This is a genomic window from Modicisalibacter coralii (genome assembly GCF_004117855.1).
Classification (GTDB): Bacteria; Pseudomonadota; Gammaproteobacteria; order Pseudomonadales; family Halomonadaceae; genus Modicisalibacter; species Modicisalibacter coralii.
On record NZ_QWBW01000026.1, the window covers coordinates 59,182 to 74,397 of the forward strand.

Below are 15,216 nucleotides of genomic sequence, written 5' to 3' on the forward strand. Positions count from 1 at the left end.
CGGTCACAACGACCAGATCACGGGCCGCCCGCTCTCGGGGGCCCGGTAGGATGTGCCCGGGTAAGGCATGGAGCGGCTCCCGGGCTGGCTGACCGTTTCCTGACGGGCCGCCGGCGCGACCGCCTGGGGCGTGTCGTGCGTGGCCAGCGGCAGGGCGACGAGTGTGAGCAGCGGCACGGCCGCCACCACCAGCCAGGTGGTCAGTCGATCGCAGACGTGCATGGCGGCCTCCGCATTGTACAAATCCTGTACGCAGTATCGTTGCTGGTAACGGTTTGCACAAGCCGGGACGGCCGCTCGCTAGCCCTTGGTCTCGAGGTGGCCCAGCAGCGCCGGCAGATCGCGGATGTGGGCCAGACGGTGGACGCCGTCGGGCAGCGTCGCCGGTCGCGCGTCGTCCTTGTCGATCCACGCCACGCGCATCCCCAGCCGCAGCGCCGGCAGCACGTCCTCCCGCCAGGAATCGCCGACGTGCAGCGCCCGCGAGGGCGGCACCGGCCCGAGCCGCGCCAGCGCCGCCAGGAAGGCGCGCGCGTCGGGCTTGGGTGCCAGGCTCTCGCCGGCGTTGATGATCACCGGAAAGTGCTCGCCGATCGCCAGCCGCGTCAGGTCGACGTTGCCATTGGTGATCGCGGCGAGGCGGTAGCGGCCGGCCAGCGCATCCAGCATCTCGGGCACCTCCTCGAACACCGTGATGTCGTGGCGCAGCTCGAGCATGTGCTCGATCGTCGCGTCGGCCCAGCGGGCCGCCTCGTCGGTGTCCAGGCCGAACTCGAGGAGCATCTCGCGCAGCGTCTCGCGACGTACCCAGGTGAAGTCGCCGCGCCTCACGGGATGGCGGGCGGCGAATTCGAGGCGCCGGCGCTGGTACTCCTCCAGCGGAAAGCGCTCGGCATGGCCGACGCGTTCGTGCAGCCAGTCGTAGTGGCCCGCTTCGGTACGGGCCATCACCGGCTGGTTGTCCCAGAAGGTGTCGTCGAGATCGAAGGTCAGTGCCTCGATGCGGGTGGGATGGGGAGCTGTCATGGGCTTACTCGTTGGCGTCGTCGGGGCCGCGGCGGCGGGCCCGCGGGTGGGCGGCGTCGTAGGCGCCGGCCAGATGCTGCCAGTCCAGCCGGGTGTAGACCTGGGTCGTCGACAGCTGGGCGTGGCCGAGCAGTTCCTGGACGGCGCGCAGGTCCTGGCTGGATTCCAGCAGGTGGCTGGCGAAGGAGTGGCGCAGGCGGTGCGGATGCAGATGCTCGGGCAGACCGCGCTCGATGGCGAGCCGCGACAGCCGCTGCTGAATGGCACGGTGGCCGAGCCGCGTGCCGCGTCGGCCGACGAACAGAGCCGTTTCACCGGCCACGGCGATGCTCGGGCGGATCGCCAGCCAGGCGTCGAGCGCCTCTCGGGCACGGCGTCCCACCGGCACCTGGCGGGGCTTGCTGCCCTTGCCGATCACCCGCACGCGACTGCCATCGAGCTGGGCGAGATCGAGTGCGGCGAGCTCCGCCAGACGCAGGCCGCTGGAATAGAGCAGCTCGCAGATCGCCTGGTCGCGAATCGCCAGCGGCGAGCCGTCGTGAGGGGTGTCGAGAAAGCGCGCCAGCTGGTCGACGTCCACCGGATGGGGCAGGTGGCCCGGCAGGCGCGGCGCGCGCGACAACCGCACCGGGTTGTGAGCGAGAATGCCGCACTCGACCAGATACTCGGCGAAGCTCGACACCGCGGCGCGGCGTCGGGCCAGGCTGCGCGGCGCCAGGCCGCGGGTCCGCTCGCCGCCCAGGAAGCGCCGCAGCCGGGCGGCGTCGAGGGCCGTCCAGTCCGTCAGGCCGGCATCTTGGGCGAAGCGCGTCAACGCCGTGAGGTCGCGGCGGTAGGCATCGACGGTCGCCGGGCTGGCGCGTCGGGCCAGCTCGGCGAGGAAGGCGTCGCGGCGCGTCTCGAGGCGGTCAGCGGCGCTGGACATGCCCCACCATCAGGCGGGTGACCACCTCGCCCAGGTACTCGGTGAACAGGGTGTCGAGACTGGCACGGAAATGGTCGCTGTCGTGGCTGGCGAGAATCAGGTAGCCCTGAGGTTCGCCGAGCGTCAGCCGGGTCAGGGCGCAGGAACCGGCCTGCTTGGGCGGATCGAGGTGCGGCAGCAGGCGCTGCCAGTCCTTGCGCGACAGCCGCCGGCAGCGGCTGGTACGGCCGTCGAGCAGCGCACCCAGGCGCGCGCCGCTGGCCTCGTCGAGGACGAAGCGCGGCGGCTGCGGCGGGCTGGGCTCGGCGTCGGTGAGCTGCGGCGCGCACCACAGCGCCACCGCGTGGGTCCGGAAACGCTCGGCCAGTTGGGTGGCCAGCGCCTCGCCCAGCGCGTCGTTGTCCTCGGCCTCGAGCAGCGCCAGGATCAACTCGCGGGTGCGGCGGTACTGGGACTCGTTGTGGCGCGCCGATTCCAGCAGCTGCTCCAGCCGCCACTCCGCGCTCTCGGCGCGTTCGCGCAGGTCGTGGACCAGTCGCTCGAGCAGCGACACGGCGCCGCGTGCCTCGGGGTGAGGGACCTTGAGCTGCTGCAGCAGGCCCTCGCGACCGATGAAGAAGTCGGGATGCCGGGCCAGCCACTGGGCGACCATCTCGGGGTCGAGTGTCTGGCGGGGCTCGGGCGCTTTCGCAGGGGGCATGTTGGCGTCCTCGTCGATTCGCTCAGCTCAGTTGAACCCGGCCGTCGAAGACCCGCACGGCGGGACCGGTCATGAACAGCGGGGCGTCGTCGCCGTCCCATTCGATGGTCAGGCGCCCGCCGGGCAGGTGGACGTCCACCGGGCTGTCGAGCAGGCCCTGGCGGATACCGCTGGCGACCGCGGCGCAGGCGCCGGTGCCGCAGGCCAGGGTCTCGCCGGCGCCGCGCTCGAAGACGCGCAGGCGGATCTCGTGGCGCGAGACGACCTGCATGAAGCCGGCATTGACCTGACGCGGGAAGCGCGGGTGGCGCTCGATCAGCGGCCCCAGCCGTGCCACCGGGGCGCTGGCGACGTCGACGACCTGCAGCACCGCGTGGGGGTTGCCCATCGACACCGCGCCGATCTCCAGGCGCTCGTCCTCGACCTCGAGGACGTGCAGCGTGCGGTCCTCGTCGGCCTCGAAGGGCAGCGACGCGGGGGCGAAGCGCGGCGCGCCCATGTCGACGCGCACCCGTTCATCGTCGTCGACGACCAGGGTCAGCGGACCGCCCAGTGTCTCGACGTGGATCTCGCGCTTGTGGGTCAACTGCTGGTCGCGCACGAAGCGGGCGAAGCAGCGTGCGCCGTTGCCGCAGTTCTCGACCTCGCTGCCGTCGGCGTTGTAGATCCGGTAGCGGAAATCCATCTCCGGGTCGCGTGGCGGCTCGACCAGCAGCAACTGGTCGAAGCCGACCCCGAGGTGGCGGTCGGCGAGCTGACGGATCTGCTGGGTGTCGAAGCGCGCGCGCTGGGTGACCAGATCGACGACCATGAAGTCGTTGCCCAGCCCGTGCATCTTGGTGAAATAGACCCGCATCAGCGCTTCTCCGGCAGCAGCGCCTCGCCGGCCCACAGGTCCTCGAGGGGCTCGCGGCGCCGGACCAGGTGGGCCCGGTCGCCGTCGACCATCACTTCCGGCGGGCGCGGGCGGCTGTTGTAGTTCGAGGCCATGACGAAGCCGTAGGCGCCGGCGGAGCGCACCGCCAGCAGGTCGCCCTGGGCCACCGCCAGGTCGCGGTCCTTGCCCAGGAAGTCGCCGGTCTCGCAGACCGGGCCGACCACGTCGTAGATGGCCGTCTCGCGCGGCTGCCGGGTGTCCACCGGCAGGATCGCCTGCCAGGCCTGATAGAGCGACGGACGGATCAGGTCGTTCATGCCGGCGTCGACGATCGCGAAGTGCTTGGTCTCGCCGGGCTTGAGGTATTCGATGCGGGTCAGCAGCACGCCGGCGTTGGCGGCGATCGAGCGACCGGGCTCGAACAGCAGCGTCAGTCCCTCGCCGCCGTCCCACTCGGCGAGCCGTTCGAGCAGCGCGCGGGCGTAGTCGAACGGGGCCGGCGGGCGCTCGTCCTGATAGGGCACGCCCAGGCCGCCGCCGAGATCGAGATGCTCGATGGCGATGCCGCGCGCCTTGAGCCGGTCGAGCAGCACCAGCAGCCGGTCGAGGGCGTCGAGGAAGGGCGCGGTGTCGGTGAGCTGCGAGCCGATGTGGCAATCGAGCCCGACGATCTCGATGTGGGGCAGGGCGGCGGCGCGCTCGTAGACGGCGAGCGCCTCGTCGACGGGGATGCCGAACTTGTTGGCCTTGAGCCCGGTGGAGATGTAGGGGTGGGTGCGGGCGTCGACGTCGGGGTTGACGCGCAGCGACACCCGGGCGATCTCGCGGCATTCGCCGGCCACGTCGTCGAGGCGCTCCAGCTCGGGCAGCGACTCGACGTTGAAGCACTTGATGCCGACTTCCAGGGCGCGGGCCATCTCGTGGCGTTCCTTGGCGACGCCGGAGAACACCACCCGGGCGGGGTCGCCGCCGGCGGCCAGTACCCGCTCGAGCTCGCCCACCGAGACGATGTCGAAGCCGGCCCCCAGGCGTGCCAGCAGATTGAGCACCGCCAGGTTGGAGTTGGCCTTGACCGCGTAGCAGATCAGGTGCGGATGGCCGGCGAGCGCCTCGCTGTAGGCGCGGTAGTGGCGCTCCAGCGTGGCCCGCGAGTAGACGTAGCAGGGCGTGCCGTAGCGCGCGGCGATGGTCGCCAGCGAGATGTCCTCGCCGTGAAGTACCCCGTCGCGATAGTCGAAATGATCCATGCTTACTCCGTGCCCCCCGCGTCGGGCCGGCCGTCGTCGGCCGACTCGCTGGACGGCTGTGGGTCGTCGCCGGCCGCGCGGTCGTCGTCGTAGGCGCCGGCCGGGTCGTATGCCTCGGCGGCCTGCTCGTCGCCGGGGTGGTAGAGCGGGCCCTTCTGGCCGCAGCCGCCGAGCCCGGTGCCGACCAGCAGCCCCAGGACGAGCAGTGCCGGTACGCGCCGATGGGTCGTCCGGCTCATTCGACGACCTCCGTCAACGTGGCGAGGGCCTCGCGGGCCCGCTGGGCGGCGGCGCGGACCTGATCCGGCGCGGTGCCGCCGATGTGGTTGCGGGCGGCCACCGAGCCCTCGAGCGTGAGTACCTCGAAGACGTCGCCTTCGATGGTCGCGGAGAACTGACGCAGCTCGTCGAGGGTCATCTCGGAGAGATCCTTGGCGTTGTCGAGGCCGTAGGCCACCGACTGGCCGACGATCTCGTGGGCATCGCGGAAGGCCACGCCCTTGCGCACCAGGTAGTCGGCGAGGTCGGTGGCGGTGGAGAAGCCCTTGCGCGCGGCCTCGTACATGTTGCCGGCCTTGGCCTCGATCGCCGGAATCATGTCGGCGAAGGCGCGCAGGCAGCCCTTGACGGTGTCGAGGGTGTCGAACAGCGGCTCCTTGTCCTCCTGGTTGTCCTTGTTGTAGGCCAGCGGCTGGGACTTCATCAGCGTCAAAAGGCCCATCAGGTGGCCATAGACGCGCCCGGTCTTGCCGCGCACCAGCTCGGGTACGTCGGGGTTCTTCTTCTGCGGCATGATCGAGCTGCCGGTGCAGAAGCGATCGGGCAGGTCGATGAAGTCGAACTGAGCGCTGGTCCACAGCACCAGTTCCTCGCTCATCCGCGACAGGTGCATCAGCAGCAGGCTGGCCAGGGCGGTGAACTCGATGGCGAAATCGCGATCCGAGACCGCGTCCAGCGAGTTCTCGGCGGGGCGCTCGAAGCCCAGCAGCTCGGCGGTGACGTGGCGGTCGATGGGGTAGGTGGTGCCGGCCAGCGCGGCGGCGCCCAGCGGCATGACATTGACCCGCTTGCGGCAGTCGAGCAGGCGCTCGTGATCGCGGGCGAGCATCTCCTGCCAGGCCAGCAGGTGATGGCCGAAGGTCACCGGCTGGGCGGTCTGCAGATGGGTGAAGCCGGGCATGATGGTGTCGGCCTCGCGCTCGGCGAGTTCGATCAGGCCCGTGCGCAGCCGCGCCAGTTCCGCCTCGACGACGTCGATCTCGTCGCGCAGGTAGAGGCGGATGTCGGTGGCGATCTGATCGTTGCGCGAGCGTCCGGTGTGCAGCTTCTTGCCGGTGATGCCGATCTTCTCGGTGAGCCGCGCCTCGATGTTCATGTGCACGTCCTCGAGGGCGACCGACCAGGGGAACTGCCCGGCCTCGATCTCGCGCTCGATCTCGCCGAGCCCGGCGATGATCGCGTCGCGTTCGTCGAGGGTCAGCACGTCGACCCGCGCGAGCATGGTGGCGTGGGCGATCGAGCCGCGAATGTCGTGATGGTAGAGGCGGCGATCGAAGTTCACCGAGGCGGTGAACTGCTCGACGAAGGCATCGGTGGGTTCGCTGAAGCGTCCCCCCCAGGATTGATTGGTCTGCTGGCTCATCGGGGATGCGGGTCCTGCCGGGTGATTTGGAAATCTGTCCCGAGTGTACCAGAGTCGGCGCGTCAGGCGAGCGGCCCGGCATGCCGGCCGCGGGCGATTTTTCCTCGCCTCGCGACTGTTTTATCATGGTCGTCATTGCCGCCGTCGTCGTCACTGGCGACGGCCTATCGCCGCACCCGTGCCGCCCATCGAGATCGACGCTTTCAGGAGACCGCCGTGTCCGCCAACCAGACCCTCCGAATCGCCACGCGCAAGAGCCGCCTGGCCCTGTGGCAGGCCGAGCACGTGCGCGAGCGTCTCGAAGCGCTGCATCCCGGCCTGGCCGTGGAACTGGTGGCGATGTCCACCAAGGGCGACAAGATCCTCGATGCGCCGCTGGCCAAGGTCGGTGGCAAGGGGCTGTTCGTCAAGGAACTGGAAGACGCCATGCTCGACGGCCGGGCCGACATCGCCGTGCACTCGATGAAGGACGTGCCCATGCACTTTCCCGAGGGGCTGGGGCTGTCGGTGATCCTCGAGGGCGCCGAGCCCACCGACGCCTTCGTTTCCAACCAGTACGCCGGGCCGGATGCGCTGCCCGAGGGCGCCCGGGTGGGCACCTCCAGCCTGCGCCGCGGCCTGCAGATCAGCGAGGCGCGGCCCGATCTCGAGGTGCTCAACCTGCGCGGCAGCGTCCAGACCCGGCTGGCCAAGCTGGATGACGGCGAGTTCGACGCGATCATCCTCGCTACCTCGGGGCTGCGCCGGCTGGGTCTCGGCGAGCGGGTCACCCGGGAGCTGCCGCCCGAGGTCAGCTTGCCGGCCTGCGGCCAGGGCGCGCTGGGCATCGAGTGCCGGACCAACGATCCCGAACTGCTGGCGTTGCTCGCCCCCCTCGACCATGCCGAGACCGCCACCCGGGTGCGCGCCGAGCGGGCCATGAACACCCGGCTCGAAGGGGGCTGCCAGGTGCCCATCGCCGGCCACGCGGTGCTCGAGGAGGGTGGTCGCACGCTGTGGCTGCGCGCCCTGGTGGGCATGCCGGATGGCTCGCAGGTGCTGCGTGCCGAGGGGCGTGGATCGGCCAGCGAGCCCGAGACGCTGGGCATTCGGGTCGCCGAGGACCTGCTCGACCAGGGGGCCGGGGAGATTCTCGCCCGGGTCTACGGCGAGGCCTGAGGGTGAGCCGGCCGCGGGTGCTGATCTCGCGTCCCGGCGAGCGTGCGCGGCCGCTTCGCGAGGCGCTGGCGGCCGGCGGCGCCGAGGTCGAGACGCTCGACGCGATGCGTCTCGAACCGCTGACCGAGACCCCGGCCGTGCGCCAGGCCTGGCTCGATTTCGACAACTTCCACCGGGTGGTGGTGGTCAGTCCCTTCGCCGCGCGCTGCCTGGCCGCCGGGGTCGACCGCTACTGGCCGCAGTTGCCGCTGGGGCCGCGCTTCTACGCGGTGGGTGCGGCGACCGCCGAGACCCTGCATCGCGAGCTCGGCGTTCGGGTTCATCACCCGCCGTTCGCGGCCGGTACCACCAGCGAAGCGCTGCTGGCCCTGCCGTCGTTGTGCCGGCTCGACGCACAGCGGGTGTTGCTGGCGGCCGGCGAGGGGGGGCGTGCCACCCTGGGCGAGACGCTCGCTGCACGTGGCGCGCGCATCACCCGGCTGGCGCTCTACCGCCGCGTTCTCCAGCCGCTGGATGAGGCGGCGACGGCCCGCCTGGCGAGTGGCGATTTCGCCGCACTGGTTGTGACCAGCGGCGAACTGCTCGAACATCTGGCAGGATGGTGTGGCAAGGCAGCGTTGAACCAACCGCTAATCGTTTCCAGTCGGCGCTTGGCTACACTGGCCCACACACTGGGTTTCCTGCGTCCCGTGACGGCGCAGGGCGCCTCGCCGGCCGCACTGGCAGCCGCCGTGGCCGAGGTTTGCGACCTGGATGGCGCCGATCATGAAGATCTCGAAAAGGGCTAGCGACAGATGAGCAAGCAAGAGCACGATCAGGACGACTCCCGGGCGCCGTCCGGCGCAGGCAAGGCCAAGGCGGGCGGTGACGCCAAGCCGGCCGGCGAGACCCCTGCGACGACGGCCGAGGACGGCTCTCGGCGGGCATCGTCCGAGCGTGGTCGTGACAAGGCCGCCGCATCCGACGGCGAGAAGGCGGGCAGCCGCCCGCAAAAGACCGGGGATGAGGCCGCCGCCAAGGCGGACGATGCCGCGAAGCGCGACAACCCCAAGGGCAGCGATGCCCAGGGGGGCAAGGCATCCCCGTCCGGTCAGTCCAACGCACAGTCGGGGGGCAATGCCGGCAGGTCGGGCGGCAAGCCCGCCGAGTCCCCACGCTCCGCGAGTGGCACCACGCCACCGGCGGGGGGCAAGAGTGCGGCCTCCGGCGGCGATTCGCGGGGTGGCGGCGGCAAGCTCGGCGGTATCGCCCTGGTGCTGGTGATCCTGCTGGCGCTGGTCGTGGTGGCCGGCGGCTGGTGGGGCTGGCAGCGGCTCGAGTCCCAGCAGCAGCGGCTCGCTCAGAGCGAACAGAACGCCCAGGCCATCGATGAACTCAAGTCGCAGTTCGGTCAGCGTGACCAGCAGCGCGAGCAGGCGCTGCAGTCGATTCGCAGCGATTTCCAGCAGTATCGCCAGCAGATGAACGATACCCTCGACAAGGTGCTCGATCAGCTCGCCAGCAAGCAGCAGACCGATACCAGCGAGTGGCGCTATGCCGAGGTCGAGTATCTGTTGCGCCTGGCCAACCAGCGTCTGCAGCTCGAGCGCGACGTGAAGGGCGCGATCTCGCTGCTGCAGACCGCCGACAAGCGTCTGGCGCAGATCGACAATCCGGCCCTGACGCCGGTGCGCCGCAGCATCCAGTCGGAGCTCGGCGAACTGCAGTCGGTGCCGCAGGTCGACCGCACCGGGCTGTATCTCGAACTGATGGCACAGCAGGAGCAACTGGCCAAGCTGCCGCTGCAGCAGGATATCCAGCAGCAGGCCGCCGAGGCTGGCGATACCTCGCCGGTGAGTGGCGGCTGGAAGCAGCAGCTGTCGCGCTTCGGCCAGGAACTCAAGGATCTGGTGGTAATCCGCAAGCACGACCAGGCGCTGGAGGCGCTGATCACCCCCGAACAGGAGTCCTACCTGCGTCAGAACGTGCGCCTGCAGCTCGAGCAGGCCCAGCTGGCGCTGCTGCAGAGCGATCCCAAGCTCTACCGGGCGAGCCTGGACAAGGCGCGCTCGCTGATTCAGGGCTACTACGACACCGACAGCCAGGGCGTGACGCGCTCGCTCGACACCCTGGCCTCGCTGAAGGGCAAGACCATCCGTCCCGAGCTGCCGGACATCAGCGATTCCCTGCAGCAACTGCGTGACTTCATGGAGCGTCGCCATGACGCCGGGAGCGGCGCGGCATGAGAAAGTTCATTCTCGTCGTCGTCTTCGGCCTGGCGATCGGCGCGCTGTTCGGCCAGTTGATGCAGTCGCTGCCCGGCTACTGGCTGGTGCGGGTCGGCGACACCTCCTTCCAGACCTCGTTCTGGTTCGGCCTGATCCTGCTGTTCGCGCTGTTCGTGGTCCTGCACTTCGTGCTGCGCCTGCTGACCCGGCTGCGCCGCCCGATGAGCCGCCTGAAGGTGTGGAACAGCCGCACCCGTCATCGCAACGCCATGCGGCGTACCGTGCGCGGCCTGGTGGCGCTGGCCGAAGGGCGCTGGAAGCGTGCCGAGAAGGCGCTGACCAGGGCCGCCGACGACTCCAGCACACCGCTGGTCAACTACCTCTCGGCGGCGCTGGCGGCCCATTACCAGGGGCGCTATGACCAGGCCGACACCCTGCTCAAGCGGGCCCACTACAGTACCGAGGGCTCGGAAGCGGCCGTGGGACTGGTGCAGGCGCAACTGATGCTCGATCGCCAGCAGTTCGAAGAGGCGCTGGCGACCCTGACCCGGCTCGAGAAGCAGCTGCCCGATCACCCCCAGGTTCTCAAGCTGCTCAAGCAGGCCTACCTGAGCGTCAACGACTGGGACGGCCTGCGCCGGCTGATGCCGCGCCTGGCGCGTCAGCAGTTGATCGGCGACGACGAGCGCCGCGAGATGGAACAGCGCGCCTATCGCGAGCTGATCGTCCAGGCGGCGCGCAACCCCGGCGACGTCGAACGGGTGCGCAACCTCTGGGCCGAAATGCCGGATTACCTGCGCGGTGACGTGGAGCTGGTCGGTTTGTATACCGAGGCGCTGGTGCGCGGCAAGGAAGAGGGCATCGCCGAGCGCCTGCTGCGCCACACACTCAAGGAGCACTGGGACAGCCGGCTGGTGCTGCGCTACGGTCTGCTCAACGTCGATGCCGGGCGTCAGCTCGCCTATGCCGAGAAGTGGCTGCAGGAGCGTCCCAACGACCCCGACCTGCTGCTGACCCTGGGCCGGCTGTCGCTGCGCAACGCCTTCTGGGGCAAGGCGCAGGAGTACTTCGAAGCCAGCCAGCGCCAGCGCCCCAGCGGGGTTGTGTGTGCCGAGCTGGCGAGGCTGTTCGCCAATCTCGGCGAACACAACAAGAGTCAGCTCTACTACCGTCAGAGTGTCGAACTGCTCGACAAGTCACTGCCTGCCCTGCCGCAGCCCAGCGACCAGAACCCCTGACGCCACGCGTTTGCTCTCCTGGGCGCCGATCGGCGCCCTTTTTTGTATCCGGGTCAGCGTGGCGGGCGATTGACCGCGGGTCGCGGTGTGGCGCTCATGGCGTCCGGGTCTCTCCGGCGATGGGCGAGGTATTCGGCGAAGGCTGTCGGCGAAGTGGCGGCCAGGCGGTCCGTCGGCTGAGCGATACCACCGAGCCGGCGTATGACCCCGCAACCCGGCAGGCGACGCACCGCAGCAGGCCGATGGTATCCGCCAGGTGTGGCATGGCAGCAGGCAGGCGTGATGCGCCCACGAAAAAGGGCTGCCCCCTGGGCAGCCCTTGACGTGGCTCGGCGCGCTCGCTCAACGCTCCTGCGGCGAGTCGACGTCGTCCTCGTCCGGCTTGCGGTGCGAGGGGTCGTTGACCTGATAGACCGGCGCCTCGTCGCTGTCGGCTGCCGGCTCGGTGCGGGTGGTATCCGCCGCGCGCCGACGCTCTTCGACCAGGCGGATGTTGGCCGCGGGGGCGCTGCCATCCTTGTCCTCGCCGAAGTAGAGCGTGGTGTGCGGGAAGGGAATCTCGATACCGGCGGCGTCGAAGCGCAGCTTGACCAGCCGGTTGTAGGCGCGGCCCACGCCCCACTGGTCGCCCGGCGTGGTCTTGATCACCACGCGGATGTTCACCGAGCTGTCGGCCAGGGCGGTCACGCCGGCCACGGTGAGCGGTGCCAGCAGCTTGTTGCCGTGCTCGCTCTCCTTGAGATCCTCGAAGGCCTGTTCCAGTTGGGCGATGGCCTCGTCGATGCTCTCGCGGTAGGCGATGCCGTACTCACCGACGTGGTTGCCGAACTCGCGCATGTAGTTGGAGACGGTGTCGACGCTGGAGAAGGGCACGATGTGATAGGTGCCCGCCAGGTCGCGGATGGCCACCGAGCGGATGCTCAGGCGTTCGGCGGTGCCGGTGACACCGCCCACGGTGACCACGTCGCCGGTGTTCATGGCGTTCTCGACCTGGATGAAGACCCCGGTGATGATGTCCTGGACCAGCTTCTGTGCCCCGAAGCCGATCGCCAGGCCGATGACCCCGGCGCCGGCGATCAGCGGGCCGATGTTGATGCCGATCTCGGCGAGCACGATCATCGCGGTCATGGTGATCAAAGTGATCGCCAGGGCATTGCGGAACAGGCTGAGCAGGGTCTTGGCGCGTGCCGAGGGTTCGCCGCTGCCGGTTTCCGGGTTGAGGCGGTGCTCGATCAGGCTGGCCAGGGCGATCCACAGCGCTGCGGCGACGACGAGGATGACGATCACGTCGATCAGCTTGCCGACCAGGCTGCGTCCGGCCTCGGTGGCGTACCAGGCGGCCAGGTCGAAGGCGCCCCAGGCGTTGAGCACCAGCATCACCACGACGACCAGGATGATCGTGCGGATCACCTTGAGGAAGGTGGGGATGTAGGCATTGAGACGCTTCTCGAGCTTGGGCAGCTTGCGCCGCAAGTCCTCGGAGAGCGTGATACGCCGGCCGATCAGTTGCGTCAGTACGCTCGAGAGCAGCAGACCCAGGCCGATGACGATCAGCGACTGCAGCGTCGCCGCGGCGACATCGGGCAGGGCGCGTTCCGGGCGCACGATGCTGACCAGCAGCACCATCAGGCAGTAGGCGATGGCCAGCAGGTGCCAGACCTTGCCGAGCAGGCGCAGACCCACCCGGGCGGGGCTCATGGTGGCCTGCTCGGCCTTGGCTTCCAGCCCGCGGCGTACCGTGAGACGGTTCTTGAGCACCATGGTGGTGGCGTAGATGAAGGCCAGCACCATGATCAGCAGGCCGATGCCCTGACCCAGCGCCGGCGACAGGTTGAAGCCGACGATCGGCACCACGACCAGCATGCCGTAACCGACGAAACCGGTCAGGGCGGCCAGCCAGCGGTTCCAGTGTGCCGCTGCGGCGGCGTCGACGGAGACCAGGCGCAGCCCTTCGTAGCGCGACGCGAGCAACATGCGCAGCGCGGCCTTGATCAGCTCGATGACCAGGAAGGCGTTGAGGAACAGCGAGGCCTGGGTCGTCAGGCTGCCGGTCTCGCCGATCGCGAAGGTGGCGATCAGGTTGCCGCCGACATAGGACAGCGCGATCACCACCACGTCGATCAGCGCGGCGATCGCCACGGCCACGATCAGGCGCAGCAGGGCGCTGCGCCCTTCGGCGTGCCGGGACCAATGGCTGATCCGCGTGAACAGCGGGTGCGCCACCCGGCGCAGCACGAAGAACACCACGAAGGTGGCGACGATCACCAGGGCCAGATTGATCGCGGCGTTGGTCAGGGCGGCGGTGTCGATGCCCGGCCCGGCGCTGGCCTGAGGCGCGAAGATACCGCCCAGCGCGGCGGTCAGGGCCTTGAACTGATGGCCGATGTCGCCGGCCACCTGGCTGGTCATCACCGCCAGACGCCGGGCCAGGCTGGCCTGTTCGGGCTTCTGGCCGCTGGGCGCGCTCTGCGCGGCGCTCTCCGCCGACGACGCCTCGGCCGGCGTGGATTGCTCGGCGTTCGTCGAGGCGGCCAGCGAGCGCAGCTCCTCGATCAGGCGCTGGCGCGAGGCGTCGTTTTCCAGCAGGTCGGCGAGCGTGGCGTAGCCCGGGTCCTGGGCCTGATCTGCCGAGGACTGCTCCGCTGAAGAAGAGGGGGGCGCACTATCGCCTTGTTGAGCCAGTGTCGGCAGCGCGAATAGCATCAAGGCCAGCCAGAGACAGCATCCCAGCCAGGATTGAGTACGTGTTTTCGGCACGTTGGACCTCCATGTGAGGCGGCATCGACCCGCCGTTTTTGGCTGTGAGTTTTTCGAGACGGTGATCGGCGATCATACCATCGGCGTGGGCCTATCCAGAATCGCCTGTGGGGCTCGGCCGAACTCTTCGAAGGCGCGTGCCTGCTCGCGAGGGAGTGATGGCGGCATCGCGGTCGCCAAGCCTTGTACAGGTATTGTATATGGTAGCCAATCAAGGCAGACTAGCCTACCGTGCCGTCGTGACGGCGCACGACAAAGACTCCTATAAAAGGGAAGGGATCCCCATGCTGAAGGTAACGCTGGAACTGAATTGCAACGTCTGTGGCGGCGAACGTTTCATGCTGCCGACACCCAGGGATACGGAGCAGGACATCCGGTGTGCCGAATGCCGTGCCTACAAGTGTCACAGTGACGACCTGGAGAAGGTCATGGCGATGACCGGCGGCCGTGATACGCGGCGCCCGTTACCGGCCGGACAACTGGCCTCTTGAGTGTCTGACGAACCGCCGCCCGGCGGTTCGAGAGTCTGAAACGCCCCTGGCGCCCATCCTCCCGAGGGGTGTCCGGGCAGCGGTGGTCCTGACGGCTCGGTCAGCCATCGCCCGGGTCGGCGTCCTGCTTGCGACGGTTTTCGTCGAGCCCCTCCACGTCGGACCGGTTCATCGACTCGACCTCGTTCTCGGCGGCCTGCTGGGTGTCGAAAACGCCGATCACGCTGCCGGTATCGCTGTCATAGACTTCGTAGCGCCTCTGCGAGGCCTCGCTGGCCGGCACCGTCCGCCAAGTGATGGTCTTCTTGAGCATGCGTCGACTCCCTGTGGGCATGGGCTGGCAGTGTGGCACATCGGCGGGAGGGGGTTAAAACCCGTATCCACACCACGCCCCCGTTGCGTAACGTCATTCACTTGATTATTTTTTTGCGGCGCACATGACGGCGCTACCGCCTGCCCGGCTGAGAAGCATTAGCCACCGCGGCGGCAGGTTTTTCATCTCGACGCCTTGGCGAGTGCCTGACAAGCTTGAGCGTAACGAACCGTTTCCGCGGTTCGGGTCGGGGGACTTTCCAGGGGGGGGAAAGCGGTCATGTTCGAGACTCACCGGGCGCTGTATCTTTGCCGCCACTGTCAGACGCTGATCTACCGGACCAAGGCCGAGGCCGTTACCTCGCCGCCGTGTCCGCGTTGCCACTCCATCGATTTCGAGGGCGTCGTGGTGCCGCCGTTGATGCCCAGCCCCCTGGCCCTGGGGCAGATGCTGGCGCAGGGCTTGCCACGTTGAAACCGGCTTTGGCTTTGTACGAAAATTGCCTGCGCTCGCCGACTTTTCGTAGAAAACCTAGTATGTTGAATCCTGAATGAAACCGGGCTCGCCGCCCCGGCGGGCCTTTTGTGTCCTTCGCTCAGGAGCCCTTCATGACCGCTCGTCCGGCCGCTCTGGTC

General features: G+C 68.9%; 16 protein-coding genes. 6 read left to right on the forward strand and 10 right to left on the reverse strand.

What is annotated here, in order from left to right:
* Nucleotides 1–3: 3 nt before the first annotated feature.
* From D0901_RS14675 to argH, 8 genes are all read right to left on the reverse strand, one after another.
* Entirely contained in the window at nt 4–222 is a 219-nt protein-coding gene (locus D0901_RS14675; RefSeq protein ID WP_129141055.1) for a hypothetical protein, read from the reverse strand.
* Between the two features lie 78 nt (nt 223–300).
* Complete coding sequence (locus D0901_RS14680) at nt 301–1,026, reverse strand: HAD family hydrolase (protein WP_129141056.1); 726 nt, start codon at nt 1,024–1,026, stop codon at nt 301–303.
* Nucleotides 1,027–1,030: 4 nt separating this feature from the next.
* Complete coding sequence (locus D0901_RS14685) at nt 1,031–1,951, reverse strand: tyrosine recombinase XerC (RefSeq protein WP_129141057.1); 921 nt, start codon at nt 1,949–1,951, stop codon at nt 1,031–1,033.
* Nucleotides 1,935–2,651, reverse strand: coding sequence for a DUF484 family protein (locus D0901_RS14690; RefSeq protein WP_129141058.1), 717 nt, complete (start codon nt 2,649–2,651; stop codon nt 1,935–1,937). Before D0901_RS14690 ends, D0901_RS14685 begins: the two co-directional genes overlap by 17 nt.
* Nucleotides 2,652–2,673: 22 nt before the next feature.
* On the reverse strand, nt 2,674–3,507 hold the full coding sequence (dapF, locus tag D0901_RS14695) for a diaminopimelate epimerase (protein WP_129141059.1): 834 nt from the start codon (nt 3,505–3,507) through the stop codon (nt 2,674–2,676).
* Nucleotides 3,507–4,775, reverse strand: a complete 1,269-nt coding sequence (gene lysA / locus D0901_RS14700; protein ID WP_129141060.1) for a diaminopimelate decarboxylase — start codon at nt 4,773–4,775, stop codon at nt 3,507–3,509. The genes dapF and lysA overlap by 1 nt, the downstream gene beginning before the upstream one ends.
* A gap of 2 nt (nt 4,776–4,777) precedes the next feature.
* Nucleotides 4,778–5,014, reverse strand: a complete 237-nt coding sequence (gene lptM, locus D0901_RS14705; protein WP_129141061.1) for an LPS translocon maturation chaperone LptM — start codon at nt 5,012–5,014, stop codon at nt 4,778–4,780.
* Nucleotides 5,011–6,417 carry an argininosuccinate lyase gene (argH, locus tag D0901_RS14710; RefSeq protein ID WP_129141062.1) on the reverse strand — a complete coding sequence of 469 codons (1,407 nt, stop codon included), beginning with the start codon at nt 6,415–6,417 and terminating at the stop codon, nt 5,011–5,013. The genes lptM and argH overlap by 4 nt, the downstream gene beginning before the upstream one ends.
* Nucleotides 6,418–6,633: 216 nt before the next feature.
* On the opposite strand from argH, the gene hemC reads away from it, so the two are divergent.
* Genes hemC through D0901_RS14730 form a run of 4 tightly spaced genes read left to right on the forward strand, consistent with a single transcriptional unit; the run spans nt 6,634 to nt 11,020 of the window.
* Nucleotides 6,634–7,575, forward strand: coding sequence for a hydroxymethylbilane synthase (gene hemC, locus D0901_RS14715; protein ID WP_129141063.1), 942 nt, complete (start codon nt 6,634–6,636; stop codon nt 7,573–7,575).
* A 2-nt stretch (nt 7,576–7,577) separates the two neighbouring features.
* Nucleotides 7,578–8,363 (forward strand): uroporphyrinogen-III synthase, encoded by a 786-nt coding sequence (locus D0901_RS14720; protein WP_129141064.1) that lies wholly within the window; start codon nt 7,578–7,580, stop codon nt 8,361–8,363.
* A gap of 6 nt (nt 8,364–8,369) precedes the next feature.
* Nucleotides 8,370–9,800, forward strand: a complete 1,431-nt coding sequence (locus tag D0901_RS14725) for a uroporphyrinogen-III C-methyltransferase (RefSeq protein ID WP_129141065.1) — start codon at nt 8,370–8,372, stop codon at nt 9,798–9,800.
* On the forward strand, nt 9,797–11,020 hold the full coding sequence (locus D0901_RS14730; RefSeq protein ID WP_129141066.1) for a heme biosynthesis HemY N-terminal domain-containing protein: 1,224 nt from the start codon (nt 9,797–9,799) through the stop codon (nt 11,018–11,020). Before D0901_RS14725 ends, D0901_RS14730 begins: the two co-directional genes overlap by 4 nt.
* 342 nt (nt 11,021–11,362) lie before the next feature.
* Here the strand turns inward: D0901_RS14730 and ybiO are convergent, their stop codons facing one another.
* The gene (gene ybiO, locus D0901_RS14735) at nt 11,363–13,777 is read right to left on the reverse strand and encodes a mechanosensitive channel protein (RefSeq protein WP_425256183.1); all 2,415 of its coding nucleotides are present in this window, start codon (nt 13,775–13,777) and stop codon (nt 11,363–11,365) included.
* A gap of 284 nt (nt 13,778–14,061) precedes the next feature.
* Between ybiO and D0901_RS14740 the strand changes: the two genes are divergently transcribed.
* Nucleotides 14,062–14,268, forward strand: coding sequence for a hypothetical protein (locus tag D0901_RS14740; protein ID WP_129141067.1), 207 nt, complete (start codon nt 14,062–14,064; stop codon nt 14,266–14,268).
* Nucleotides 14,269–14,368: 100 nt separating this feature from the next.
* On the opposite strand, the gene D0901_RS14745 is transcribed toward D0901_RS14740, so the two are convergent.
* Entirely contained in the window at nt 14,369–14,581 is a 213-nt protein-coding gene (locus D0901_RS14745; RefSeq protein ID WP_129141068.1) for a hypothetical protein, read from the reverse strand.
* A 279-nt stretch (nt 14,582–14,860) separates the two neighbouring features.
* On the opposite strand from D0901_RS14745, the gene D0901_RS14750 reads away from it, so the two are divergent.
* A complete protein-coding gene (locus D0901_RS14750; RefSeq protein WP_129141069.1) occupies nt 14,861–15,055 on the forward strand; it encodes a hypothetical protein in 195 nt (64 codons plus the stop codon).
* The last annotated feature ends 161 nt before the right edge of the window (nt 15,056–15,216 follow it).

Excerpts from the sequence above, each read along its gene's own strand:
- D0901_RS14675 (WP_129141055.1), bottom strand. The coding sequence starts at position 222 with ATGCACGTCTGCGATCGACTGACCACCTGGCTGGTGGTGGCGGCCGTG.
- D0901_RS14680 (WP_129141056.1), bottom strand. The coding sequence starts at position 1,026 with ATGACAGCTCCCCATCCCACCCGCATCGAGGCACTGACCTTCGATCTC.
- D0901_RS14685 (WP_129141057.1), bottom strand. The coding sequence starts at position 1,951 with ATGTCCAGCGCCGCTGACCGCCTCGAGACGCGCCGCGACGCCTTCCTC.
- D0901_RS14690 (WP_129141058.1), bottom strand. The coding sequence starts at position 2,651 with ATGCCCCCTGCGAAAGCGCCCGAGCCCCGCCAGACACTCGACCCCGAG.
- dapF (WP_129141059.1), bottom strand. The coding sequence starts at position 3,507 with ATGCGGGTCTATTTCACCAAGATGCACGGGCTGGGCAACGACTTCATG.
- lysA (WP_129141060.1), bottom strand. The coding sequence starts at position 4,775 with ATGGATCATTTCGACTATCGCGACGGGGTACTTCACGGCGAGGACATC.
- lptM (WP_129141061.1), bottom strand. The coding sequence starts at position 5,014 with ATGAGCCGGACGACCCATCGGCGCGTACCGGCACTGCTCGTCCTGGGG.
- argH (WP_129141062.1), bottom strand. The coding sequence starts at position 6,417 with ATGAGCCAGCAGACCAATCAATCCTGGGGGGGACGCTTCAGCGAACCC.
- D0901_RS14725 (WP_129141065.1), top strand. The coding sequence starts at position 8,370 with ATGAGCAAGCAAGAGCACGATCAGGACGACTCCCGGGCGCCGTCCGGC.
- D0901_RS14730 (WP_129141066.1), top strand. The coding sequence starts at position 9,797 with ATGAGAAAGTTCATTCTCGTCGTCGTCTTCGGCCTGGCGATCGGCGCG.
- D0901_RS14740 (WP_129141067.1), top strand. The coding sequence starts at position 14,062 with ATGCTGAAGGTAACGCTGGAACTGAATTGCAACGTCTGTGGCGGCGAA.
- D0901_RS14745 (WP_129141068.1), bottom strand. The coding sequence starts at position 14,581 with ATGCTCAAGAAGACCATCACTTGGCGGACGGTGCCGGCCAGCGAGGCC.
- D0901_RS14750 (WP_129141069.1), top strand. The coding sequence starts at position 14,861 with ATGTTCGAGACTCACCGGGCGCTGTATCTTTGCCGCCACTGTCAGACG.